Annotated in this window: 23 protein-coding genes; 8 read left to right on the forward strand and 15 right to left on the reverse strand. The window is 68.5% G+C overall.

All coding sequences use genetic code 11. From position 1 onward, the window contains the following. Positions 1–6: 6 nt before the first annotated feature. From ABIE44_RS00605 to uvrB, 3 genes are all read right to left on the reverse strand, one after another. Positions 7–846, reverse strand: coding sequence for an MlaE family ABC transporter permease (locus ABIE44_RS00605; RefSeq protein WP_209713619.1), 840 nt, complete (start codon positions 844–846; stop codon positions 7–9). A 3-nt stretch (positions 847–849) separates the two neighbouring features. Then, on the reverse strand, positions 850–1,623 hold the full coding sequence (locus ABIE44_RS00610) for an MlaE family ABC transporter permease (protein WP_502912683.1): 774 nt from the start codon (positions 1,621–1,623) through the stop codon (positions 850–852). Positions 1,624–1,722: 99 nt separating this feature from the next. After that, positions 1,723–3,831 (reverse strand): excinuclease ABC subunit UvrB, encoded by a 2,109-nt coding sequence (uvrB, locus tag ABIE44_RS00615; RefSeq protein ID WP_209713615.1) that lies wholly within the window; start codon positions 3,829–3,831, stop codon positions 1,723–1,725. A 67-nt stretch (positions 3,832–3,898) separates the two neighbouring features. Here uvrB and ABIE44_RS00620 point away from each other — a divergent pair, with 67 nt between their 5' ends. From ABIE44_RS00620 to ABIE44_RS00635, 4 genes are read left to right on the forward strand one after another with little or no spacing between them, the layout of a single operon-like run. Next, positions 3,899–4,510 (forward strand): SIMPL domain-containing protein, encoded by a 612-nt coding sequence (locus ABIE44_RS00620; RefSeq protein WP_209713613.1) that lies wholly within the window; start codon positions 3,899–3,901, stop codon positions 4,508–4,510. Between the two features lie 34 nt (positions 4,511–4,544). Further along, positions 4,545–5,807: a phospholipase D-like domain-containing protein gene (locus ABIE44_RS00625; RefSeq protein WP_354437723.1), complete on the forward strand. Its 1,263-nt coding sequence runs from the start codon at positions 4,545–4,547 to the stop codon at positions 5,805–5,807. A gap of 52 nt (positions 5,808–5,859) precedes the next feature. Continuing rightward, positions 5,860–6,741 (forward strand): SDR family oxidoreductase, encoded by an 882-nt coding sequence (locus tag ABIE44_RS00630; protein WP_209713611.1) that lies wholly within the window; start codon positions 5,860–5,862, stop codon positions 6,739–6,741. Then, a complete protein-coding gene (locus tag ABIE44_RS00635; protein WP_209713609.1) occupies positions 6,738–7,277 on the forward strand; it encodes a carboxymuconolactone decarboxylase family protein in 540 nt (179 codons plus the stop codon). Before ABIE44_RS00630 ends, ABIE44_RS00635 begins: the two co-directional genes overlap by 4 nt. Here the strand turns inward: ABIE44_RS00635 and ABIE44_RS00640 are convergent. The 10 genes from ABIE44_RS00640 to ABIE44_RS00685 all read right to left on the reverse strand — a co-directional run bounded on the left by ABIE44_RS00640 (position 7,274) and on the right by ABIE44_RS00685 (position 16,905). Beyond that, entirely contained in the window at positions 7,274–7,792 is a 519-nt protein-coding gene (locus ABIE44_RS00640; protein WP_209713607.1) for an Rv1363c family protein, read from the reverse strand. The two genes, ABIE44_RS00635 and ABIE44_RS00640, sit on opposite strands and share 4 nt — an antisense overlap. Beyond that, positions 7,789–8,883, reverse strand: a complete 1,095-nt coding sequence (locus ABIE44_RS00645) for an MCE family protein (protein WP_209713605.1) — start codon at positions 8,881–8,883, stop codon at positions 7,789–7,791. The genes ABIE44_RS00640 and ABIE44_RS00645 overlap by 4 nt, the downstream gene beginning before the upstream one ends. Next, positions 8,880–10,046: an MCE family protein gene (locus ABIE44_RS00650; RefSeq protein ID WP_209713603.1), complete on the reverse strand. Its 1,167-nt coding sequence runs from the start codon at positions 10,044–10,046 to the stop codon at positions 8,880–8,882. Before ABIE44_RS00650 ends, ABIE44_RS00645 begins: the two co-directional genes overlap by 4 nt. Next, entirely contained in the window at positions 10,043–11,113 is a 1,071-nt protein-coding gene (locus ABIE44_RS00655; protein WP_209713602.1) for an MCE family protein, read from the reverse strand. Before ABIE44_RS00655 ends, ABIE44_RS00650 begins: the two co-directional genes overlap by 4 nt. Then, a complete protein-coding gene (locus ABIE44_RS00660) occupies positions 11,113–12,132 on the reverse strand; it encodes an MCE family protein (RefSeq protein WP_209713600.1) in 1,020 nt (339 codons plus the stop codon). The genes ABIE44_RS00655 and ABIE44_RS00660 overlap by 1 nt, the downstream gene beginning before the upstream one ends. Then, positions 12,129–13,145, reverse strand: coding sequence for an MCE family protein (locus ABIE44_RS00665; protein WP_209713598.1), 1,017 nt, complete (start codon positions 13,143–13,145; stop codon positions 12,129–12,131). Before ABIE44_RS00665 ends, ABIE44_RS00660 begins: the two co-directional genes overlap by 4 nt. Beyond that, on the reverse strand, positions 13,142–14,239 hold the full coding sequence (locus ABIE44_RS00670; protein WP_209713596.1) for an MCE family protein: 1,098 nt from the start codon (positions 14,237–14,239) through the stop codon (positions 13,142–13,144). The genes ABIE44_RS00665 and ABIE44_RS00670 overlap by 4 nt, the downstream gene beginning before the upstream one ends. A gap of 6 nt (positions 14,240–14,245) precedes the next feature. Then, positions 14,246–15,121 carry an MlaE family ABC transporter permease gene (locus ABIE44_RS00675; protein WP_354437725.1) on the reverse strand — a complete coding sequence of 292 codons (876 nt, stop codon included), beginning with the start codon at positions 15,119–15,121 and terminating at the stop codon, positions 14,246–14,248. Continuing rightward, entirely contained in the window at positions 15,118–15,945 is an 828-nt protein-coding gene (locus ABIE44_RS00680) for an MlaE family ABC transporter permease (protein ID WP_354437726.1), read from the reverse strand. The genes ABIE44_RS00675 and ABIE44_RS00680 overlap by 4 nt, the downstream gene beginning before the upstream one ends. Before the next feature lie 129 nt (positions 15,946–16,074). Beyond that, positions 16,075–16,905 (reverse strand): SCP2 sterol-binding domain-containing protein, encoded by an 831-nt coding sequence (locus ABIE44_RS00685; protein WP_209713593.1) that lies wholly within the window; start codon positions 16,903–16,905, stop codon positions 16,075–16,077. Positions 16,906–17,108: 203 nt separating this feature from the next. Between ABIE44_RS00685 and ABIE44_RS00690 the strand changes: the two genes are divergently transcribed. Then, positions 17,109–18,374, forward strand: coding sequence for a choice-of-anchor P family protein (locus tag ABIE44_RS00690; RefSeq protein WP_209713591.1), 1,266 nt, complete (start codon positions 17,109–17,111; stop codon positions 18,372–18,374). A gap of 8 nt (positions 18,375–18,382) precedes the next feature. On the opposite strand, the gene ABIE44_RS00695 is transcribed toward ABIE44_RS00690, so the two are convergent. Continuing rightward, positions 18,383–19,297, reverse strand: coding sequence for a DNA-3-methyladenine glycosylase family protein (locus ABIE44_RS00695; protein ID WP_209713589.1), 915 nt, complete (start codon positions 19,295–19,297; stop codon positions 18,383–18,385). 119 nt (positions 19,298–19,416) lie between these two features. Between ABIE44_RS00695 and ABIE44_RS00700 the strand changes: the two genes are divergently transcribed. The 3 genes from ABIE44_RS00700 to ABIE44_RS00710 all read left to right on the forward strand — a co-directional run bounded on the left by ABIE44_RS00700 (position 19,417) and on the right by ABIE44_RS00710 (position 23,342). Further along, entirely contained in the window at positions 19,417–20,910 is a 1,494-nt protein-coding gene (locus ABIE44_RS00700) for an ATP-dependent DNA ligase (protein ID WP_209713587.1), read from the forward strand. A 127-nt stretch (positions 20,911–21,037) separates the two neighbouring features. Further along, positions 21,038–22,609, forward strand: a complete 1,572-nt coding sequence (locus ABIE44_RS00705; protein WP_209713585.1) for a glycerophosphodiester phosphodiesterase — start codon at positions 21,038–21,040, stop codon at positions 22,607–22,609. A gap of 49 nt (positions 22,610–22,658) precedes the next feature. Beyond that, positions 22,659–23,342: a TetR/AcrR family transcriptional regulator gene (locus ABIE44_RS00710; RefSeq protein ID WP_209713583.1), complete on the forward strand. Its 684-nt coding sequence runs from the start codon at positions 22,659–22,661 to the stop codon at positions 23,340–23,342. A 158-nt stretch (positions 23,343–23,500) separates the two neighbouring features. Here ABIE44_RS00710 and ABIE44_RS00715 read toward each other — a convergent pair whose 3' ends face one another. Continuing rightward, on the reverse strand, positions 23,501–24,781 hold the full coding sequence (locus ABIE44_RS00715; RefSeq protein WP_209713580.1) for an acetyl-CoA C-acetyltransferase: 1,281 nt from the start codon (positions 24,779–24,781) through the stop codon (positions 23,501–23,503). Between the last annotated feature and the right edge of the window lie 41 nt (positions 24,782–24,822).

Consider the following 24,822-nt stretch of genomic DNA (forward strand, 5'->3'; position numbering starts at 1 on the left):
CCGCCCCTACCCGGTGATCCGGACGGTGGTGGTGGAGCCCCAGATCGCGAAGCTCAGGAAGAAGTCGGCGACGACCACCGTGACGATCGAGGTCCGGATCGCTTTGCCGACCGCGGTCCCCACACCCGCTGGACCGCCCGAGGCGGTGTACCCGTAGTAGCAGTGGATCAGGATGATCGAGACCGCCAGGACGATAAGCTTGAGGAACGACCAGAGGATGTCCATCGGAGGCAGGAACTTGACGAAGTACGCGTCGTAGGTGCCGGCGGGCTGGTGGTAGATCAGCGTCGTGATCAACCGCGGCGAGAGGTACGACGAGCACAGCGCGACGATGTACAGCGGGATCACCGCGGTGAACGCCGCGATCATCCGCGTGGTCACCAGGAACGGGAGCGACGGGATGCCCATCACCTCGAGGGCGTCGATCTCCTCGGAGATCCGCATGGCCCCCAGCCGCGCCGTGTACCCGCAGCCCACGGTGGCGGCGAGGGCGATCGAGGAGACCAGCGGCGCCACCTCGCGGGTGTTGAAGAAGGCCGAGATGAAGGCGGAGAACTTGCTGACACCGATCTGCTGCAGCGAGGCGTAGCCCTGGATGCCGACCTCGGTGCCGGCGAAGAAAGCCATGAACGCGATCACCCCGGCCGACCCCGCGATCAGCGTCAGGCCCCCGGACCCGAAGACGACCTCCGCCAAGGTGTTGCTGATCTCGCGCCGGTACCGGCGCAGGGCCCGGGGCGTCCACGCGATCGCGCGGGCGTAGAACAGCAGCTGGTCGCCGCGCTCCTCCATCTTGGCGCGCTGCTCGCGGACCAGGGCCGCCCCGACCTCACCGATCACGGACATCGCTCAGATCCCGTTCTGCGGAACGAGCTGGAAGTAGATGGCGGTCAGGATCGAGTTCAGCGCGAACAGCACCATGAACGCGACGATCACGGCCTCGTTCACCGCTCGACCCACCCCGCTCGGGCCGCCGCCGGCATGAAGCCCCTTGTACGCCCCGACGATCGCAGCGAGGTACCCGAACATCACGGCCTTGACCATGGAGATGTACAGGTCCGGCAGCGAGGCGAGCGCCGTGAACGACGACAGGAAGGCCCCGGCCGACCCGCCCTGGATGATGACGGTGAAGTAGTAGCCCCCGCCGATGCCGGCCGCGATGACGATCCCGTTGATCATCAGGGACACGAACACCGTCGCCAGGACGCGCGGGACGACCAGACGCTCGACCGGGTCGACGCCGAGGACCTCCATCGCGTCGATCTCCTCGCGGATCTTGCGGGCTCCCATGTCGGAGCAGATCGCGGAGCCGGCTGCACCGGCGATGATCAGGGCAGCCGCGATCGGAGCCGCTTCACGGACCACCGCGAGGACGGCGCTGGCCCCGGCGAACGACTGCGCGCCGAGCTGCCCGGTCAGGCTGCCGACCTGGAGCGAGATCACGGCTCCGAACGGGATCGAGACCAGGATCGTCGGCATCAGGGTGACGCTGGTGATGAACCAGGCCTGCTCGACGAACTCACGGCCCTGGAAACGGGTCGTGAACACCGCCCGGGTGACGTCGACGACCATGGCGGTGATCTCGCCCGGTCCACGCACCAGCGATGCGACGGAGATCGCCACGGAGACCCTCCCTGCCAGAAAGAAGTTGGGAACTTCCTTCATGACGAGGATTCGCCGCGGTGATCACGCGCCCCGGAGGTGGAACTTTCCGAGCTGCAGCTACTTGGTGGCTTCCATCATCTGCCGCAGCTCCTTCTTCAGGTCCTGGATCTCGTCCCGGATCCGGGCGGCCACCTCGAACTGGAGCTCGGCCGCGGCGGAGTGCATCTGATCGGTGAGCTGCTGGACCAGCTCGGCCAGGTCCGCGGAAGGGAGTCCGGCCAGGTCGGGGTTGACCTCACGCATCTTCGAGAGCCCCGGCACCGGAGCCTTCTTGGACTTGGCGTCCATCCCGCCCCAGGTCGCCAGAAGCTCCTCGGTGTTCTCGTCCTCGCGAGCGAGCATCTCGGTGATGTCGGCGATCTTCTTGCGCAGGGGCTTCGGGTCGATCCCGTGCTCGGTGTTGTAGGCGACCTGGATCGCGCGCCGACGGTTGGTCTCCTCGATCGCCTTCTCCATCGAGGGCGTGATCTTGTCGGCGTACATGTGCACCTGGCCGGAGACGTTGCGCGCTGCACGACCGATGGTCTGGATCAGCGACTTGTCCGACCGCAGGAAGCCCTCCTTGTCGGCGTCCAGGATCGCCACCAACGACACCTCGGGAAGGTCGAGACCCTCCCGGAGCAGGTTGATGCCGACCAGGACGTCGTACAGGCCGAGCCGCAGGTCGCGGAGGAGCTCGATCCGCTTGAGCGTGTCGACCTCCGAGTGCAGGTAGCGCGTGCGGATCCCGTTCTCCAGGAGGTAGTCGGTGAGGTCCTCCGACATCTTCTTCGTCAGCGTGGTGACCAGGACGCGCTCCTGCTTCTCGGTCCGCGACTGGATCTCGCCGATCAGGTCGTCGATCTGGCCCTTCGTCGGCTTGATGATCACCTCGGGGTCGATCAGCCCGGTCGGCCGGATGATCTGCTGCACCGCGTTCTCGACACCGCCGCCCTTCGCGAGCTCGTAGTCACCCGGGGTCGCGGACAGGTAGATGCTCTGGCCGATCCGGTCCAGGAATTCCTCCCACTTCAGCGGCCTGTTGTCCATGGCGCTCGGCAGGCGGAACCCGTGGTCGACGAGGTTGCGCTTGCGGGACATGTCGCCCTCGTACATCCCGCCGATCTGGGGGATCGCGACGTGCGACTCGTCGACCACCAGGACGAAGTCCTCGGGGAAGTAGTCCAGCAGGCAGTTCGCGGCGCTTCCGCGGGTACGACCGTCGATGTGCATCGAGTAGTTCTCGATGCCCGAGCAGGACCCGACCTGGCGCATCATCTCGATGTCGTAGGTGGTGCGCATCCGCAGGCGCTGGGCCTCGAGCAGCTTGCCCTGGCGCTCGAACACGGCCAGCTGCTCCTCCAGCTCCGCCTCGATGCCCCGGATCGCCCGCTCCATCCGCTCAGGACCGGCGACGTAGTGCGTCGCGGGGAAGACGTAGAGCTCCTGGTCGTCGGTGATCACCTCGCCGGTCACCGGGTGCAGGGTCATGAGTCGCTCGATCTCGTCGCCGAAGAACTCGACCCGGATCGCGTGCTCCTCGTAGACCGGGAAGATCTCCAAGGTGTCGCCGCGGACCCGGAAGGTGCCGCGGGTGAAGGACAGGTCGTTGCGGGTGTACTGGTTGCCGACGAGCTGGCGCAGCACGCTGTCGCGGTCCATCTCGGCGCCGACCTTGAGCCGCAGCATGCGGTCGACGTACTCCTGGGGGGTGCCGAGACCGTAGATGCACGAGACCGTCGAGACCACGATCACGTCCCGCCGGGTGAGCAGCGAGTTCGTCGCGGAGTGCCGCAGGCGCTCGACCTCCTCGTTGATCGAGGAGTCCTTCTCGATGTAGGTGTCGGTCTGCGGGACGTACGCCTCGGGTTGGTAGTAGTCGTAGTAGGAGACGAAGTACTCCACGGCGTTGTCCGGCATCAGCTGGCGCAGCTCGGTCGCGAACTGGGCGGCCAGCGTCTTGTTCGGCTGCATCACCAGGATCGGCCGCTGCAGCTGCTCGGCGACCCAGGCGACCGTGGCGGTCTTGCCGGTGCCGGTCGCGCCGAGGAGCACGACGTCCTTGACGCCGCCGGAGATCCGCTTGTCGATCTCTGCGATCGCGGCGGGCTGGTCGCCGGCGGGCTGGTAGTCGGAGGTGACCTTGAACGGCGCCACCCGGCGCTTGAGGTCGGTGACTGGACGCATACCGCAAGCCTAGGACCCGGCACCGACAAGGCCGTCCCGGCGAGGGGTGACGGACTAGATTCGGAGCATGAAGCGCTATCTCGAGGTGACCGGTTCCGGGGTCGCCACCGGCATCCCCGACCGGCTGGACCTCAGCCTGTCGGTCACCGCCGTGCGCCCCGGGGTCGCAGCCGCCCTGACCGAGGTCGACGAACGGGTCGCCGCGCTGGGCGTGGTGCTGCGCGAGCACGGTGTCGCCGAGGGCGACATCCGGTCCACCGGCAGCACGGTGCACGAGGAGTACGCCGGCCCCGACAACGCGCGCGCCGGCTTCCGTGCGTCCCACGACCTGAGCGTCCGGGTCGGCGACCTCACGTCGCTGGGCGACCTGGTGGCTGCCGCTACCGGGTCCGCCGGCGACGCGTTCCGGCTCCAGGGCATCACCTGGGGCGTCGCCGACGAGTCCGAGCTGGCGAGCAGGGCTCGTGCGGCGGCGTACCAGGACGCCCGCGGGAAGGCCGAGGAGCTGGCCGCCCTGGCCGGGCGAGAGCTCGGGCCCCTGCTCCGACTCGCCGAGACGGACGGCGCCGGACCGGTCCCCCGGTTCGCCCTGGCCAAGGCGGACGACCGCGGCTTCGCCCCCGAACGCGGCAGCCACCGCGTCGAGATCACCCTGATGTCCCGCTGGGCGCTGCGGTGACGATCCCGCGGCGCACACTCGGTAGCCTCGACCCGTGACCGTCGCGCGGAGGAACCCCCTCGTCCTGGCCGGGCGCGAGCTCTGGCCGGTGCTGCGACGTACTGCTCTCACGATCCTCGGGGTGCAGCTGGTCCTGGCGATCAGCCTGACCCTGGTCGACTCCTGGCGCCGGCGCGGCAAGAAGCCGCAGCCGTTCCCGACCCTGCCGCCCCAGGACGTCCAGATCGGCACCGGCACGGTCACCACCTACACCTACGGCGCCGACCTGTACGACGACATGCTGACCGCTATCGAGGGTGCGCGCAGCCAGGTCCTGTTCGAGACCTACATCTGGAAGGGCGACGAGACCGGCGAGCGGTTCAAGGAGGCGCTGACGGCGGCCGCCGACCGCGGCGTCGAGGTCTACGCGATCTACGACGCGTTCGCGAACATCGTCGTCGACCCGCGGTTCAAGACCTTCTCCAAGGTGCTCCGGGTGCTGAAGTACCCGATCTACAACGCCGGCTGGCGGTTCTTCGACATCCGCCGCTACGGCAGGGACCACCGCAAGGTACTGGTGGTCGACGACAGCGTCGCCTTCGTCGGCGGGTTCAACATCGGTGCGCCGTACGCCACCGAGTGGCGGGACACGCACTGCCGGATCACCGGACCGGCCGTCTGGGACCTCAAGCGTTCCTTCGCCGACTTCTGGAACGACCACCGCAGCGGCCGCCGCCCGCTGCTGCTGGAGACCGCCGACGCGGAGTGGGAGCCCCGGATCCGGTTGCACCGGAACCTGCCGAGGCAGTGGATGTTCCCGATCCGGTCGATGTACCTCGAGGCGATCAACCGCGCCCGCCGCAACATCTGGATGACGCACGCCTACTTCATCCCGGACCAGGACTTCGTCGACTCCCTCGTCGGTGCCGCCCGTCGCGGCGTCGACGTCCAGATCCTGCTCCCCCGGACGTCGAACCACGTCGTCGCCGACTGGATCTCGCGGGGCTACTTCGGGCAGCTGCTCGACGCCGGGGTCAAGATCCACCGGTTCGAGGGTGCGATGGTGCACGCCAAGACCGCCACCATCGACGGCAAGTGGTCCACGGTCGGAACCGCGAACATCGACCGTCTCAGCATGTCCGGCAACTACGAGATCAACGTGGAGTTCATCGACCCCGGCATGGCGAAGGTGATGGAGGAGATCTTCCGCTCCGACCTCGAGCAGTGCTCGCACCTGGCCCCGCGCGACTGGAACGCGCGCGGCATCCACCGCCGGTTCACCGAGGCCGTCCTGAACCCGCTGCGGCACCTGCTCTGACTCCTACCGCAGAGGGATACCCCGACCGCGCGCAGTCGCTAGGGTCGGGGTCATGCTCAAGCCTCCCGTCCGCGACCTCCGCGGCAAGAACGTCTTCCTCACCGGTGCCGCCAGCGGGATCGGTCGCGCCACCGCCGTCGCCGCTGCGCGCGAGGGTGCCGTGCTGTTCCTCACCGACGTGAACCAGCAAGGCCTGATCGACGTCGTCGCCGAGATCACCGACGCCGGGGGCGACGTCGCGTACGCCGCCCCGGTGGACGTCTCCGACCACGACGGGGTCCGCGCCATGGCGGCGGAGATCACCGCGGACCACGGCTCGATGGACGTCGTGATGAACATCGCCGGCATCGCCTCCTGGGGCACCATCAGGGCGATGACGCACTCGACCTGGCAGCGGGTCGTCGACATCAACCTGATGGGTCCGATCAGCGTCCTGGAGTACCTGGTGCCGCCGATGATCGAGGCCCGCCGGGGCGGCCAGATCGTCAACGTCTCGTCGGCCGCCGGCATCATCGGGATGCCGTGGCACGCGGCGTACTCGGCGAGCAAGTTCGGACTGCGGGGGGTCTCCGAGGTGCTCCGCTTCGACCTGGCGCCGCACCGGATCGGGGTGAGCCTGGTCGTGCCCGGAGGCGTCGACACCGGCCTCACCGAGACCGTGGACATCGCCGGCGTGGACAACGCCAGCCCCCAGTTCCGCAAGCTCAAGGCGCACTTCAAGAAGCGCGCGGTGACGTCGGAGGAAGCGGCCGAAGCCATCCTGCGCGGGATCAAGAGGAACACGTACTGGGTCTACACCTCCCCTGACATCAGGGTCGCGCACCTGGCTCAGCGGTACTTCCCTCCGGGCTACAACCTCGCCATGACGGTGATGAACCGGGTTGCCAACAAGGCGCTCCCCGACGTACGCCGTGCCGTCCGGGACGACGCATGAGCGAGCCACGGATCAGGCCCGGCGGCGTCCGCGAGCTCGGCCCGGTGATCTGGGCCTTCTCCCGGATCGCCGGGCGGGCGACGAACACCGCTCCGCCGGCGATCTTCACCACCCTGGGCCGCGGCAAGGGCCTGTTCTGGGGGTGGCTGCACTTCGCCGGCAAGCTGATGCCGGGTGGCAAGCTGCCGCGCCGGGAGACCGAGATGGTCATCCTCCGGGTGGCGAGCCTGCGCGGGTGCGACTACGAGTTCACCCACCACGTCCGCCTCGGGCGTCGCGCCGGGGTGACCGCGGCGGACGTCGAGAGGATCACGGTCGGGTCGAGCGCCGAGGGCTGGCAGGGCCACGAGCAGCTGCTGATGGCCATCACCGAGGAGCTGATCGGCACCAAGGACCTCACGGACACGTCCTGGGACGCGCTGCGAGCGGCGTACGACGAGCGGACCGCCCTGGAGCTGCTGCTCCTGATCGGGCACTACGACATGCTCGCGACCACCCTGATGACGCTGCGGCTCGAGCCCGACCCGTCGCGCTAGCTGCCGGCGAGGTTGCGGACGGCCACGTCGTCGACCAGCCAGCGACCGTCCTCGCGCACCATCGTCATCGTGATCCTCGGCGTCGCCAGCTGGCGCTCGGTGCTCGTCCCGCTGAGGAGGGTCTGGTCGACGAAGAGCAGCACCGTCACGTGGTCCGCGTCCTTCGCCGTCGCGGCGGCTTCGTCGACACTGCCCTCCGCGTGCACCTTGAGCTCGGCGACGGCCTTCTTGATCGGCGCGCTGACCTTGGCGTACTCGGCCTTGAACTTCTCCGTCCCGGAGTCGTCGATCCAGGCGAAGTCGGCGTCGATCGAGGAGAAGTCGTACGTCGTCAAGTTGACCGCGGCCTTGCGAGCCGCCGCGGTCGCACCCTTCTCCGCAGCAGCGAGCGCGAGAGCCCGGTCGGCCTTCGACGAGCCCTCGTCGCCCGAGCGCGCTTCGGCCCATCCGACCAGCGCGACCCCGAGTGCGACAGCGAGGACCAGCGCCAGCGTGCGCCAGCGTCCCGGCGTCACCGGACCGGGCCAGGAGCGTGGGACGCGCCGCGCTGCTGGTTCGGGGTGGACGAGGGGCAGTGGCCCGAGGTCACGAGAGGCCGGACCTCGGGGTTCTTCGGGTCGCGTCGCGGGTTGTCGTAGACGCACTTGGTCGGACGCTGCGGGATGCCTTCGATGTAGAGGACGCCGTCCCGCACGGCCTTGCCCAGCACGCCGAGCCCCGGCGCGTAGTTCTGGAGCAGCGCGCCGAAGTGCGGTGCGTAGGCGCGGAAGAGATCGGAGAACTGGACCGCTTGGCCGAGGAACCCGGGCAGCACGGCCGCCGCGTCTGTGATGAGCGCCCGAAGTGTCCTGATCTGGCCCGGCGCGGCCTTCAGGGTCCTGCGCAGCTCGGGATCGTAGGAGCGCAGGAACGCCGCGAAGTCCTTCGCGTTGACCGCCAGGCTCCGGATGTCGTCGGACTGCTGGACCCCGATGTCGAGCACCGTGCTGCCGTTGGTCAGCAGCCTGTCCGTCTCCGGCCAGATCTGGTTCAGGTCCTCCAGCAGGACCTGGCCCTGGTCGACCATCTTGCCGAGGTCCTTGCCGGTGCCGGCCAACCCGACGCTCAGCTCGGTCAGCAGGGTGTGCAGCTGCCCGGCGTTGACCTGGTCGAGGACCTTGTTCACCGCGATGACCGTCGATGCCAACGTCTTCGGGAGGTCGGTCGACGTCGCCGGAACTGTCGCGCCGTCCTTGATGTACGGACCCTTCCTCGTGCTGGGCTGGAAGTCCAGGTACTGCTCCCCCACGGGAGAGAGGCTGCGGACCTTGGCCACGGACCTGACCGGGATCTTGTCGTCCGAGGTGATCGCGACCGTCGCCACCACACCGTCGGCGGACAGCTCGATCTTGCGGACCTTGCCGATCTTGACGCCGCGGTAGGTGACGGCCGAGCCCTCGAAGAGCCCACCGGTCGCCGACATCTCGACCTTGACCACCTTGGTGCCCCCGAGGAGCGGCGTGTCCAGCACCGAGCTGAACAGGTAAGCGACCGTGATCAGCAGGACCAGGATCACGCCGAACAGGCTCTGCCAGAGCCGGTCGCGCAGGAGCTCGACGAGCTTCACTTGCCACCTCCGAGCAACAGGCTGAGCAACGAGGGCGGAGCAGGTTTCGTCGTCGGAGGCTTCTTGGACGGTCCGCCGAGCAGACCGTTGATCGCGTCGCCGATCGCTCCGAGGCCGGACGTGTTGCCCGTCGACGCCGACTTCTGCGTGCCCGCCTTCCCCGTCGACCCGCCGCCCCCCGGGCCGAGCAGGTTCGGGAGCGACAGCTTGTCGAACTCGATCGTCAGCTTCATGTTGGCGTAGTCACCCGGGACAGCTGCCTTGAACAGCTTGCTCAGGTTCACCAGGTCGTCGAAGGACGGCCCGAGGTCCTCCTTGACGGCCAGGAGCTCGTCGAGCACGGGACCGACCTCGCGGACCATCTGGAGGATCTGCCCACGGGTCTTGCCGACGACGTCGTTGGCGGTGTCGGCGAACTCGGCCAGCTTGGCGAGCAACCTGGTGAAGTCCGGGGTGTTCTCGCGCAGCACCCTCGCGGCCGGCCGGATGTCCTTCATCGCGGCGTCGATCGTGGACCTGTTGTCGTTGAGGACCTTCGAGACGCCGGCCAGGGCACGCAGCGCGGCGTCGATGTCACCGGTGGTGGCGTTGGCTTCCGTCAGGAAGGTGTCCGCGTTGTCGAGCAGTGCCCGCACCTTCCCCTCACGACCGCCGACCGCAGCGTTGAGCTCCTCGGTGACGGTCTGCAGCTGGTTCAGGCCGCCGCCGTTGATCAGCAGCGAGGCCGAGGAGAGAGCATCCTCGACGGTCGGCGCCGTGCTCGCGTTCTTCTTCGCGACGGCGTCGCCGTCCTGGAGCAACGGTCCCCGGGCGGGGTTGCTCACATCGACGAAGAGCTCTCCGAGAGGCGTGGTGTAGCGCAGCCGAGCAGTGGCGTCGGTCCGCATCTTCGCCGCCTTTCGGACCTTCAGCGTCGCGACGGCTTTGAAGTTCTTCGCCTTCACCGACTGGACCTTGCCGGAGTCGACACCGTTGACCTTGACCGACGCGCCCTGGGCGAGGTTGAGGGCCTCGTCGAACTGGACGGTGACGGTGATGGTGTCCCCGCTGACGCCGGATCCCGGCAGCGGGATGTCCCGCATCGTCGGGCCGCACGCCGTCAGGACGCCGACCCCGAGCACTCCGGCGACGAGCGCTCCGACCCACTTCGTCCGCGCGCTCATTTGTTCAGTCCCAGCAGGGTGAGGAGGTTGTTGAGGTTCAGCAGCGACGGCCCGAACGCGGAGCAGAAGTCGGTCGGCGTGGCCAGGCACAACGCGTTGGTGATGCCGCCGAGCGGCGTGATGACCAGCGGATCGAGGCGGACCCGCAGGCGCCCGTTGTGGTAGATCGCACCCAGGTTCTGCAGGGTCACCGGCATGACGCGCACGATCTCGGTCAGCTGCTTGCGCTTCGTCAGCAGCGACGACATCAGGGTCGTGCTCTGGTTGAGCGCCTTCACCAGCTGCTGCCGGTTGGTGTGCGCGAAGTCGGCGATCGACTCGACCGCCGAGCTCAGCGACCGCAGCGAGGACTGGAAGTTCTTCCGCTCCCCCGCGAGGAGCGCACTGGCCTCGCTGACCTGCGTGATGAACTCGCGGACGAGCTTCTGGTTCGAGGCGATGGTGCCGGTCAGCGTGTCGAGCGACTTCACCGTGCTGGTGATGTTCTCGCGCTGGCCGGAGATCGAGTCGACCGCACCACCGAGTGCGGTCACGGCGCGGTTGAAGGTCTCGCCCTGCCCCTCGAGGGCCTTGGAGCCTGAGGACAGCAGGTTCTTGATCGCGTTCTGGGTGTCCTTGGAGCCGGCGATCCCGGTGGCGAAGGTGTTCAACGCGCCGAGGACGTCGTCGAAGTCGACGGGTGTCCGGGTCCTGTCCTGCCGGATCACGGCACCGTCGGCCATCTTCTTGCCCGCCTTGTAGACCGGCGTCAGCTCGACGTACCGGTCGGTGGCCACGGACCGGGCGACCACGACGGCCCCCGCGTCCGCGGGGATCGGCTGATCCGCATCGATCTTCATCGTGACCCGGACGTTCGGTCCGTCGGGGGTGATCGAGGTGACCTTGCCGATGGTGACGCCCAGGACACCCACGTCGTTGCCCACGAAGAGTCCGGCCGAGTCGTTCATCAGCGCGGTGACCTCGATCTTGTCCTCGCCCACGACCGGGGTCGAGCACCCGGTGAAGCCGAGGATCAGGGCGATCAGCAGGCCGAAGGCGAGTGCCCGCTTGCGCAACCGTGCGTTCATCAGCAGCCTCCCAGCTTGCAGGAGAGGTCGTCCGGCGGGAGCGCCGGATCCTTGAGCCACAGGTCTCCCCAGGGCCCGTTGCCGGTGGCGTTCGCCAGGTAGCGGACCGTCGGCGCCATCGTGTCCAGGACACCCTTGAGGGTCTTGTCCTGGGCGCGCAGCGTGGCCAGGACCTCGTTCAGCTGCCGCAACGCCGGGGCCATGTCGCCCTTCGTCCGCTCGATGATCTGGTCGAGGCTGCTCGCCAGCGTCGTGGTCTGCACGAGCAGGGTGTGGATCGCCTTGCGACGCGAGGTGATCTCCCCGATCACGAGGTTGCTCTGCTGCATCAGCGTGACGATGTCGGCGCTGCTGTCGGAGAGCTGGTCGGTGACGCTGCGCGCCGCCGTCAGCAGGCTGCTGGTCTGGCCGCTCCGCTTCTCGACGGCCTCGGACAGCCGGGCGATGCCGGTGAGGGCGGGCCCGATGTTCTGGCTGGACGCGGTGAGCGTCTTGCTCGTCTCGGTCAGTGCCTTCGCCAGCAGGACCGGGTCGAGCTTGTCCAGGTTCTGGGTGCCCTTCTCCAGGACGTCCTGGAGGTTGAACGGGACGGAGGTCCGCGACAGCGGGATCGTCCCGATCGTGCCGCTGCCCTGCGGGTCGACCGCCAGGTAGTGGGTGCCGAGCAGCGTCGCGACCTTCACCGCGGCGGTGCTCTCGTCGCCGAGCTCGATGTCGCCGTCCATCACGAACCCGACGCGGACCTTGTCCCCGTCCAGCTCGATCGACCGCACCGAGCCCACCGGGACCCCGTGCACCTCGACGTCCTCCCCGACCCGCAGGCCGGCGGTCTGCTCGAGCACCGCGGTGTAGGACTTCTTGCCGACCGTCACGAAGGTCGTCACCACCACCATCGCAGCGACGAGCGCGCCGACCACCAGGGCGGCGACGCCGATCTTGAACGGGTCGCGCGCCAGCCGTGCACCGGTGCTGGTCAACCAGTCCACCGCCCGGTCCAGGGTGCCCTTCTCGGCGCTCATCGGCACACCTCCGACCACGGGCCGTTCGCGCCGCCGTTGAGGTTCTGCTTGAGCGGACCGATCTTGAGGATCACCGAGCAGAGGTAGATGTTGACCGCGCTCTCGTACGAGCTCGCCCGACCGAGCGCGGCCAACGTGGTCCCGAAGGACTGGATCGCGGCCACGAACTTCTCCTTGTTCCGAAGGAACAAGGTCATCACGCTGCGGAAGCTCTTGACGGCCTTCACCGTGGGGACCTTGATGTCCTCGAGCAGACCCGAGGTCGCACCGATCAGCTGGCTCATGCCGTCGATGGACGCGCCGATCGACTTGCGGTCCTTCGCCAGCCCGGTCATCAGCGCCTTCAGCTCGACGACCGTGGAACGGAGCTCGGTGCCCTGTCCGGCGATGTTGGTGAGCACCGGCGTCAGGTTCGTCAGCACCTCCCCGACGAGCTGGTCCCGGTCGGCCAGGAAGTTCGTCAGCGTGCTGGTCTTCTGGAGCAGCGACTCGACGGTGCCCCCCTCCCCCTGGAGGACCTTCACCAACGAGCTCGCCAGCTCGTTCACGTCGTCCGGCTTGAGCGCCTCGAACAGAGGCCGGAACCCGTTGAGCAGCTCGGTGAGGTCGAAGCCCGGACTCGTCCTGGACACCGGTACGACGGCACCGGACTTCAGCGCCCTGCCCTTGTCACCGGACTGCACCAGCGCGAGGTACCGCTGACCGAGCAGGTTCTGGTAGCGCATCACGATCTTGGTGGAGTCCAGGATCGGCTGCCCCTCGATGAGGTCGAAGCTCACCTGGGCGCCGTCCTGGGTGATCTTGATGCCGGTCACCCGGCCGACGCGAACGCCCGCGACCCGGAGGTCGTCACCTGCACGGAGACCGGCGACGTCGACGAAGTTCGCCTTGTAGGACCCCGTGTCACCGCTGAGGCCGTTGAGCATCGTGTTGACCAGCAGCACGCCGAGGAGACCGGCGACGGCCGCGAAGGCGGCGAACTTGATGACGATGGACCGGAAGCCCTGGATCATCGAGCACCCCCGTCCACCATCGCGCCCACGCTCGCCCGGCCGAGGCCGGTGCAGTTGTCGCCGCGCGCCGCGTCGAACCGCGGACAGTCCGCAGCGGTGTAGTACGGCGGAACGTCGAGCAGGAAGGACGTCGAGGAGTTGATGAACCCGTGCGAGATCACCGTGCTCAGCTTCGCGTTCAACATCCGGTTCGTCATGATCGCGTCGGTGATCCCGGCGTGCCGGTTGGTGTAGACCACGTTGAGGAGCACCGCCGAGTTCTGGATGAAGCGGACGAGCTTCGCCTTGTTCGCGTCGAGGAAGGTGTCGGCCTGCACGGTCAGCGCCGTACCGCCGGTGATCAAGGTGGCCAGGGAGGCCTGCTGGTCGACGATCGTCCGCGCGGTGACGAGCGCGTCGTTCGTCGCCTTGAGCAGGTCAGGGGCGACGTCGCGGGCGAGCTCCAGGTTGGCCACGAGCTTGCGCAGGTCGCTGCGGGCCAGCGGGAGCTTCGGGTTGAGCTTGCGCAGGTACTCGTCGGCGAGGTCGATCGTCTCGCCGAGCTGGGTGCCGCGTCCGTCGAGGGCCTGGGCAGCCGATCCGATCGCGGAGGCGAGCTCGGCCGGGCCCACGGCCTTGACCAGCGTGTCGATGTCGTCGAGGGCCTGCTGCAGCTCCAGGGTCCCCTGGGTCGCGTCGGCGGGGATGACGGTGCCGGCCTTCAGGGCGGACCTGGCCCCGGGGCCGTTCGTGGTCAGGTCGACGAAGGAGGTCCCGAACACGGTGGCCGGCAGGATCCGCGCCACGACGTTCGAGGGGATCATGTCGAGCTTGTCGCGGGTGATGTTCAGCTTCACCCGGACGCCGCCCTCGGGACCGCGTTCGATACCGGTCACGTTGCCCACGATGACGCCGCGCACCTTCACGTCGGCGTTCTTGCCGAGCGAACCACCGGCGTCGGCGAGCTGGGCGGAGAGGTGTGCCGGGCCACCGAAGGTCCCGGACGAGCGCAGGAACAGGAGGCCCAGCAGGAGGGCGATGCCGACGGCGACCACCAGACCGCGCTTGGCGTAGTCGGAGCGGGTCAGCTCGACCCGGACTGCTGCTCTAGCCACGGCCGATCACCCCGAGACCCTGAAGCCGGAGTTCCCGCCCCAGAAGAGCAGCGTCATGATCATGTCGAGGATGACGACCAGCACGATGCTCGCGCGGATCGCGCGACCGGTCGCCTCGCCGACAGCCTGCGGGCCACCGGAGGCGCGCATGCCGTACCAGCAGTGCACCAGGGTGACGGCGGTGGCGAAGACCAGGATCTTGATCACCGACAGGAACACGTCGCGCCCGAGGATGAACGTCGAGAAGTAGTGGTCGTACTGACCCGGCGACTGGCCGAAGACGACCACGACCGAGAACATCGACGCCATGTAGGAGCCGATCAGGCCGATCAGGTAGAGCGGCAGGATCGCGATGCTGGTGGCGATGACCCGGGTGGTGACGAGGTACCGCATCGGCTCCACCGCCATCACCTCGAGGGCGTCCACCTCCTCGGAGATCTTCATCGACCCGAGCTGGGCGGTGAACCGGCAGCCGACCTGCGAGGCGAGCGCGAGCGCCGCGATCAGGGGCGCCAGCTCGCGGGTGTTGGCGCTCGCGGAGATGAAGCCGGTCAGCGGCGCCAGACCGACGATCTCCAGACCGCTGAAGCCCTCGATACCCAGCGACGTACCGGCCGACAACGCCAGCAGGATCATCACGCCGATGGTGCCGCCGCCGACGATGATCGCGCCGCTGCCCCAGGCGATGTCCTTGAGCTGGCGCAGGACCTCCTTGGTGTACAGCTTGAGCGTGATCGGCGCGGAGACGACCGTCTTGCCGGCGAAGGTGCCGAAGTCGCCGAGCTGCGCGAGGCTGGCCACGATCCGGTCGACGGCCCCGACGATCACGTCGGAGACGGTCTTCCGAGGCGCCTCGGGAAGGTTGTCGGCCGGGGCGGTCACGCGGCCCCCTGGGGGAAGAGCATGACGTAGGCCTGGGTGATGGCGACGTTGGCACCGGCGAGCAGGATGACGCTCAGCACCACCGCCTGGTTGACCGCGTCTGCCACGCCCTTCGGACCACCGGAGGCGTTCAAGCCCTTGTGGGCGGCGACCACCGTCGCGATGAATCCGAACACCACGGCCTTGAGCTCGGCGAGGACGAAGTCGGCCGGTCGCGAGAAGCTGACGAACGAGTCGAGGTAGGCGCCCGAGGAGATCGTGCCTCCACCGACGTTCATGATGAACGCGGTGGTCATGGCGGTCATCGCCACGATCACCGTCAGCAGCAGGGCGACGGTGAGCGCCGCCAGGATGCGTGGCGCCACGAGCCGCTGGATCGGCGAGATACCCATGACCTTGAGCGCGTCGATCTCCTCACGCACCGTCCGTGCGCCGAGGTCGGAGCAGATCGCGGATCCGACAGCTCCGGCGATCATCAACGAGGTGACCAGTGGTGCACCCTGGCGCAGCACGCCGATGCCGTTGACCGCGCCGCTGAACGAGGTGGCACCGATCTGGTTGGCGACGGCGCCGATCTGGACCGAGGTGATGACGCCGAACGGGATCGCCACCAGGATCGTCGGCAGCAGCGAGACCCGGGTCATGAACCAGGCCTGGAGCATGAACTCCGACCAGGAGAAGCGCCGGCCGAGGATGTCGGTGACCAGCGCCCAGAGCGAGGCCACACCGAGGACGACGAGGTTGCCGCTGGTGACGACCCCGGTCCGGGACCGGTCCTTCATCGACTCGAGACCGGCTCTGCCGGCGACCGCGAAGGAACTCACCCTTGCCTCCCCATGACGTTCGGTCGAGTGCGGACGACGCCTTCACAACTAGCGAGGCCGCCGAGAGTTACGCAGGTCACATTTCGTTTGCAGCGGTACTGTGCCAGTGAATTTGTCATCCAGCAACCGTCAGCTTCCGGGGATGTTGACGACGGAGTGGAAGCCGAGCGCCTTGATCACCTGGCCCCGCACCCGGATCTGGCCGGAGAGCACGCCGCGCACCGGGTTCAGGTGTCCCAGGACGAGGCGGAGGAACTCCTGACCCTCCAGAACCAGGGTCGCGTCCGCCGCGACCTCGGGGCCGGCGTACGGGATGACGGTGCAGAGCCCGTCGACGATCCTCACGACGTACCGGTCGGCCGCCTCTCCCTCGGGCTCGCGCTCGATCTCGAACGCGACCGAGACCGAGACCCGCTCGGCCTTCTCCGGGACGAGGAACTCGGGGATGCGTCGGAAGACCTCCGCGAGGACGAGCTCGCGGAAGCCCCCGGACATGACGGCTGCCAGATGGCGCACGTCGACTCCGGCGATGGCAGAGGAGACGGCTTCGGGGTCGAGCGACGCAGGATCGATGAGCGCACGGTCAGCGCCGGGCACCCGGACAGCGGTGCCCAGAGCCAGGACGAAGGACTCGTCGCCGGAGACCTCGAGCCGCTGAGCGAGGTGGAGCAGCGCCCCGTCGGCGCGACCGGCGACGAGGTCGAGCACGTCCTCGACCGACGCGCGCAGGACGGCGTCCGGCTCCTGGTCCGGCGCGAGCCGTACGCCGGACCCGCTGAAGTCGAGAGTCCAGACCTCGGTGGCACCCGCGGCGACGGCGAGCTCGACGCGCAGGGCTCCGACTGCTCCGGGAGGCGAGGCGTCGAGGTGCTCGACCGCTCGTTCGACGGCCGACGCGCGCGCGGCGGGCGTCGACAGGTCGACCCCGGCGCCGTGTGCGGGAGTCACCAGCTGAGGCATCGGCGACTCCTTCCTGCCTCACCGACACGGCACCGGCGAGGTGTAACGGAGACTGTCACAGCGGTTTACAGAAAGGAATACGTCACACGACATTTGTGGGTCGAGTTTCCTCAAGGACCCGAAGTGGTGACATACTGACGGCGATCTCCCTCCCGTCGGGTCGTTCTCGGCGACCCGTTGCCTATACCTCATGGAGGTGCCTCGTGCGCCGACTCGTTTCCGTAGCCAGCGTCACCGCGCTCATCGCGACCGTGGGCTTCGCCGCTCTTCAGCCAGCCAACGCTGCTGGCCCTCAGAAGTACGTGTACCAGGGTTCGTCCGGCGGCTCGCAGATCACTGCGCTCGGCACGACGATCAGCTCCGGACTGACGGCGTCGTCCAACCTCGCCGACTCGGTCATCCCCGCCAAGGCCGGCATCTCGGTCGCCAAGGTCGACGTGGCCAACCTCGTCAACCTCGGTGCGATCACCTCCGGCCAGGAAGCGACGGCCAGCGGGGACGGCGTCAAGATCACCTCCGGCGTGAAGATCGCCGGGATCAGCCTGCTCGGGGGCGTGATCAAGGCAGACGCCATCGAGAGCACCTCGTTCGCCAGCGCGAGCAGTGCAGGGCTCGACGGCGGAACGTCGACCACGTTCGTCCGGCTGACCATCGCCGGCAAGGCCTACCCGCTCAACGTCCCGGCCAACACCAAGATCACGGTCCCCGGCATCGTCGAGGTCGTCATCAACGAGACCCGCGTCGACAAGTCGATCCCCGGCAAGACCGTTCGGACGATGGGCACCGCGCTGCACCTGACCCTTCTCAAGGGACAGGGTGGCGCTCCGACGGGCGCGGAGATCAAGCTGAACCCGACCCAGGCCACGATCGTCCCGATCGGCAGCGACGCCGACGCCTCGGCGGTCGGCGGTTTCGCGTACGCGACCTTCGCCGGCATCCAGGCGGGCGAGCAGGTCAAGGTTCTGGCTCAGCCGACCGGCATCGTCATGATCCCGTCCAACGGGACCAACGGCCAGGAGCACGAGGTCACGATCGCGGCGGCGAACATCCCGGGGGTCGCCGAGATCGGGGCGATCACCACACGGGTGAACGCGAAGACGATCCCGGCGTACTCAGACGTCTCCACAGGTTCACGCCTCGCCAAGATCAAGCTCCTCGGTGGACTCATCACCGCTGATGCCGTGGACGTGACGTCGCACGTGCGCAAGGCGGCGAACGACAACATCTCCGAGGCGCAGCTGAACTTCGTGCACCTCACGGTCGCGGGCAAGAAGATCCCGATCGACGTGAAGCCGAACACCCAGATCTACATCCTCGGGATCGGCCAGGTGTACATCAACCAGCAGCTGACCAAGCCGGGCTACTCGGCGATCGTCGGACTGCGGGTCACCCTGTCCACCAAGAAGTTCGGTCTGCCGATCGGCGCCGACATCCACGTGGGCGTCGCGAGCTCGTACCTGGCGAGCTGATCGACTAGCTATCGGGACGACCCCGGCAGGTGGGTTCGCGGAGACATCCGCGGCCCCCGCCGGGGTCTTCCTGCGCCTGCCAGCAGGTGCTGCACCCGGTGGCGGTGCCCGGCGTACGGCGTCAGCAGCTCGGCGAGGGCGTCGTCGTCGCCCTGCTCCCCCGTCAGCGCCCACGTGATGTTCTTCGCGATGTGGTAGTCGCCGAAGCTCACCGCATCCGGGTCGCCCAGAGCGGTCGCACGAACCTCGCCGCTGCTCCAGACCCCGATGCCCGGGATGCTGCGGAGGCGTCGGTCGAACTCCTCGAACGATGCACGACCGGCGCGCTCGATCGAGCTCGCGACCCGGGCGGCCGCGAGGAGCGGGCGTGAGCGACCACCGTCGACAGGGATCTTGAGCCACTCCCACGAGGGGATCGTGCGCAGCGTCTCCGGCGTCGGCTGGAGCAGCAGGCCGAGGTCTCCGGGCGCCCGCTCGCCGTACCGGCGGACGAGGGTGCGGAAGGCGCCGAAGGCCTCCTGCCCGGTGATCTTCTGCTCGATGATCGTCGGGACCAGCGACTCCATGACCAGGCCGGTGCGGCCGAGCCGCCAGTGCGGTTGACGCTTCCATTCCGCCGCGACGACGTCGTGGTGCGGCTCGAAACCGCTGGGGTCGTCGTCGGCTCCGAGCATGGTCGGCAGGTGATCGAGCGCCCACGTCGCCCCGCTCCCCCACGCCTGGGCGACGACACGGCCGGCGCTGTCGAGCGGCTCGACGCGCAACGTCACCGGGCCGTCCGGACTCCGCATCGCGCGCGCGTGCGCGCCGTCAGGCAGCACCTGGTACGTCGGGTCCCCGGCACCTCGACGGTGCACCCGGAGGACCGCCCCGACCGGGCACGGCCAGTTCGGGGTCCAGGTGCGGGTCTGGGGCTCGGTCACGGATTCAACCTAGCCGGGCACTCCGACGATCACGGTGGCGCGAGCGGGATCGACGTCGGGACCGCAGACTTCTCGTTCGAGGTCGAATAGCTGTCGGTCACCCCGGGCAGGATGGACCCGTGCACCTCGCCGACCTTGCCACCACGTCCGCCGCTGTCGCCGCCACCCGGTCGCGGTTGGAGAAGCGCGCCCTGATCGCGGACCTGCTCAGGGCGGCGCCCGAGGACGAGATCGAGCTGGCGGCGACGTACCTGTCCGGGACCCTGCGGCAGCGGCGTACCGGGGTCGGTTGGCGCGGACTCAGCGACTTGCCGGCGCCAGCCGCGGAACCGACGCGCTCCCTGCTCGAGGTGGACGCGATCCTCGAAGCACTCTCGCGGATGAGCGGGACGGGGTCGTCCCTGGCTCGCAAGACCGCCCTGGCCGACCTGTTCGGTTCGCTGACCGACGCCGAGCAGGAGTTCCTGCGGGCCGTCATGACCGGAGGCGTGCGTCAGGGTGCCCTGGACTCGGTGATGCTCGACGCGATCGCCGCGGCCGCCGACGTCCCGCTGGCAGCAGTGCGACGGGCCGCCATGTTCAGCGCTCCCACCGGCCCGATCGCCGTCAGCGCACTGACCGGCGGGGTCGAGGCCCTGGCCGACTTCGCGCTCGTGGTGGGCCGCCCGATCCGACCCATGCTCGCCTCCTCGGCGCCGTCGGTCGGTGAGGCCGTCGCCGACTGGTCCGGCACGTTCGTGGTCGACACCAAGCTCGACGGGATCAGGATCCAGGTGCACAAGAGCGGCAACGACGTCCAGGTCTTCACCCGTAGCCTCGACGAGATCGGCGATCGCCTGCCGGCCGTCGTGGAGGCCGTCCGCGCCCTGCCCGTCGATCGGCTGATCCTGGACGGAGAGGCGCTGGTCGTCGACGCCGACGGTACGCCGCGACCGTTCCAGGAGACCGCGTCGGAAACGGCCTCCGCTGCCGGCCGCGCGGCCCAGCCGTTCTTCTTCGACGTGCTCGCCGCCGACGGCGACTCCCTCATCGAGAGCCCCGGGCACGAACGCTGGGCACGTCTCGACGCCGTCGTCCCCGCGTCGATGCGCACCGAACGTCTGGTGACCCAGGACGCCGATGAAGCCACCGCGTTCTTCGACCGGGTCGTTGCGGCGCGCCAAGAAGGCGTGATCGTGAAGGATCCTGATGCGCCGTACGCCGCCGGCCGTCGCGGTGCCGCCTGGGTGAAGGTGAAGCCGCGGCACACGCTCGACCTGGTCGTCCTCGCCGTCGAGTGGGGGTCGGGCCGGCGCCGGGGGAAGCTGTCGAACATCCACCTCGGCGCACGGTCGGGCGACGGCTTCGTGATGCTGGGCAAGACCTTCAAGGGCATGACCGACGAGATGCTCGCGTGGCAGACCGAGCGCTTCACCGAGCTCAAGACCGAGGACGACGGCTGGGTCGTGACGGTGCGACCTGAGCAGGTCGTCGAGATCGCGTTCGACGGGGTGCAGCGCTCGACGCGCTACCCCGGGGGCGTCGCGCTCCGGTTCGCCCGAGTTCTGCGGTACCGGGACGACAAGTCCCCGGCGGAGGCGGACACGATCGAGAGCGTGCAGGCGTTGCGCTGAGCCGCGCCGGCGTCGGTGAGCGACCGGCCTGGACACCGTGTAACGATCGGCCTCGCTCCGACGCTCCAGGTGCGTGTACCGGTACGCCGAATTCTCTGTTCTGTCCGTTTCGCCTAGGCTGCCGTCCGTGCTCCGCCGACGTCTCGTGGCTCCGTCCGTCCTCGGGCTGTCCTTGCTGCTCGCCCTGACCGCCGTGCTCGTGGCGACCCCACCGGCGTCGGCCGCGGCGCGCGTGCTCCTCAAGAGCGCACCGAAGTCCAGCGTCTCGCGGCCGATCATCAACGAGACGTTCACGATCAGCGGCAGCCTCGGCAGGAGTGTCCCTCGGGTCGCGGCGCTGCAGCGTCTGGTGGGCGGCAAGTGGAAGGTCGTCGTGCGCAGGTCGATCACGTCGTCCGGTTTGTACTCCTTCGCCGTGACCCAGCCGAACACCAAGGACGTGTGGCGCGTCGCCAGCAAGGCGGTCCGGTACAAGGGCACGTTGCGCAAGCGCCGCGAGTCGCGCGCGCTCACCGTCTACCGGCAAGGACAGACCGCGGCGATCAGCACCCGCGGCGGCGCCAACGTCGGGACCAGTGTCACCGGGAAAGCAGTGCTCCGTCCCGCTCGCTCCGGCCGACCGGTCGTCGTGCAGGTGAACGAGGGACTGGGCTGGCAGACAGTCGTCTCCACGAAGACCAGCAGCGCCGGGAACGCCTCGTTCTCGTACCACGTCGATGCGGTCGGCACCGTGAAGTTCCGGGCCGTCGCCAAGGCGTCCCGGGGAGCAGCCGAGCACATCGGCACGGTCGTCCCGGTGTACGTGATGCCGTTGACCCGGATGAAGGTGGCCGCGCACCGCGGCTACTCCAGCCACTACCCGGAGAACACGATCGACGCGTACCGGGGCGCGCTCAACACAGACACGGACTGGTTGGAGACCGACTTCCAGCGCACGGCGCCGGACACCGAGGCCGATCTCGCGAACGGGGCCTGCTCGGCGTACAGCACGGGCGTGGGGGACGTGCACTGGATCGCGCTGCACGACGCCGACTTCAGCCGCACCACCGACGTGCTCAAGAAGTTCCCGCCGGCCAAGAACCCCACCAAGTACCTCAACGGGCGGCCTCTGGTCGACCGGTTCACGCTGTGCGAGATCAAGCGGCTGGACGCCGGGGCCTGGAAGGGGTTCCCGGGCCAGCAGGTACCGACGTTGGAGCAGACGCTGGACGAGGTCCGGCTCTCCAGCAACACCGACGCACGCCTGCTCGTCGAGCCGAAGCTCGGCAGCACCACGGAGGCGGTCGCCCTCGTCGACGCCATCGGCGCCTACGACGAGCTGCACAAGAACGATCCCGGCTACCGGCGATTCGTGCCGGAGAACCCGATGAACAGGGACGACCGAGCCGTCTTCAACACGTTCGACCTCGCGGTCGCCGAGGCGTTGCACCAGCAACGTCCCAGCACCGAGGTCGCGATCATCGCCAACGAGGAGTCCGAGGTCGACCCGACCCTGGACCCGCTCTCGGTCGGGATCTTCGTCAAGGACAGCTTGATCACGCGCGCGCGGGTGAACACGATCCACGCCGCCGGGAAGATGGTCATCGCCTGGACGGTCAACAAGGAAGCGCGCTGGTACGAGCTGGCGAGCCTCGGCGTCGACGTGGTCGTCACCGACAACTCCAAGGCGGCCCGGATCGCGCTGACCGGCTCGGACTGATTTCTGCTGCGACAGGTGTGTAAATCGGAGTTGCACTACGATTCTCACCATGAGCACCCCCTCCCGGCAGTCGGCGGCGGCCGCCCGGCGCAAGGCGCGTGAGCAGCAGATCCTCGCCGCCACCCGGCAGCTCTTCGACGAGACCGGCGTCCGCGACGCCCAGATCGATGACATCGCCCGGGCTGTCGGGATCAACCGCGCGATCATCTACCGCCACTTCAGCGGCAAGGAAGAGCTGTTCGCGCTCGCGGTCGAGGGGTACCTCGAGGAGCTGAAGCAGCGGCTCGAGACCGCGTCCGACGAAGCCACCGGGACGCCCTCGGACCGCCTGCGAGCGGTTGTCGGCGCGTTCGTCGACTACGGCCTGCAGTACCCGGCGTTCGTCGACTGCGCCCAGACCCTGATGCGTCGTCCCGGGCCCGAGCTCCTCGAGCAGGTCAGCGAAGGCGCTCTCTTCCGCCTCGGCCGGGCGATCTCCTCGTGCCTGCGCACGTTGAAGGAGACCCTGGACGCCGGCATCGAGTCGGGCGAGTTCAAGACCCAGGACAGCGTGCTCGCTGCCAACTACATGTACGCCTCAGGGCTGGGCGCACTCCAGCTCGCCCGGATCGGCCTGCTGGTCAAGGAGAGCGCCCCAGGCATCCCGACGATCTCGCACATCTCGGGTGATCAGGTGCGCAGCTTCCTGACGGACACTGCGGTCGCGCTGGCGACAGGCAGCTCGGCAGCGTGAAAGCAGAACTCCCCCGACGCCGAGGCGTCGAGGGAGTTCGCTCACTTCAGACTCCGGTCGTCTCACCGCATCTCGACACGCTCGGTCCGCGGCTTCGCAGGCTCAGCCGTGGCTCGCTGCTCGATGACCGACGATCAAGGCCGCTGACGCGTCCTTGATCAGCGCTCCAGGATCGCGACGACGCCCTGACCGCCGGCAGCGCACACGGAGATGAGCGCACGGCCCTCGCCCTTCTCGGCGAGCAGCTTGGCGGCGTTGGCGACGATGCGGCCCCCGGTCGCGGCGAACGGGTGGCCCGCGGCGAGCGAGGAGCCCTTGACGTTGAGCTTCGAGCGGTCGATCGAGCCGAGCGGCGCGTCGAGGCCCAGACGCTCCTTGCAGAAGATCGGGTCCTCCCACGCCTTGAGCGTGGAGAGCACCTGCGAGGCGAACGCCTCGTGGATCTCGTAGAAGTCGAAGTCCTGCAGGGTCAGGCCGGCACGCGCGAGCATCCGCGGAACGGCGTACGCCGGAGCCATCAGCAGGCCCTCGCCACCGTGCACGAAGTCGACCGCAGCGGTCTCGTAGTCGGCCAGGAACGCGAGCGGCTCGAGGCCGTGCTCCTTGGCCCAGTCCTCCGAGCCGAGCAGGACGGCGGAGGCGCCGTCGGTCAGCGGGGTGGAGTTGGCCGCCGTCATGGTGGCCGCCTCACCCTTGCCGAAGACCGGCTTCAGGGTCGCGAGCTTCTCCAGCTTGGAGTCGCCGCGCAGGTTGGTGTCCCGCTCGACACCGTTGAACGGCGTGATCAGGTCGTCCTGCCAGCCGGCTTCGTAGGAAGCGGCGAGGTTGTGGTGGCTATTGACGGCCAGGACGTCCTGGTCCTCGCGGGTGATCTGCCACTCGAGTGCCGTCAGGGCCTGGTGCTCACCCATCGAGAGGCCGGTGCGCGGCTCGCCGTTGGACGGGATGGCCAGGCTGATGTCGCCCGGGCGGATCGAGGCCAGGATCTTGACCCGGTCGGCGTTGGTCTTGGCGTTGTTGAGCTTGATCAGCTTCTTGCGCAGCTTCTCGCCGATGGCGATCGGGGCGTCGGAGGTCGTGTCCACGCCGCCGCCGATGCCGGAGTCGATCTGGCCGAGGGCGATCTTGTTGGCGACGTAGATGATCGCCTGGAGACCGGTGCCGCAGGCCTGCTGGAGGTCGACGGCCGGGGTCTCCGGGGCGAGCCGGGTGTCGAGCACCGACTCACGGGTCAGGTTGAAGTCGCGGGAGTGCTTGAGGACGGCGCCGGCGGCGACCTCGCCCAGCTGCTCGCCCTCGAGCTTGAAGCGGGCGACCAGGCCGTCGAGCGCGGCGGTCAGCATCTCCTGGTTGGAGGCGGTCGCGTAGACGCTGTTGGAGCGCGCGAACGGGATGCGGTTGCCACCGAGAACGGCGACGCGGCGGGTCTTGGCCTGCATAACGGTTACTCCTGATCGACGAGAAGGTCCCTCAATACTGG

Origin of the sequence: Marmoricola sp. OAE513, from assembly GCF_040546585.1 — a bacterium.
GTDB lineage: Bacteria > Actinomycetota > Actinomycetes > Propionibacteriales > Nocardioidaceae > Marmoricola.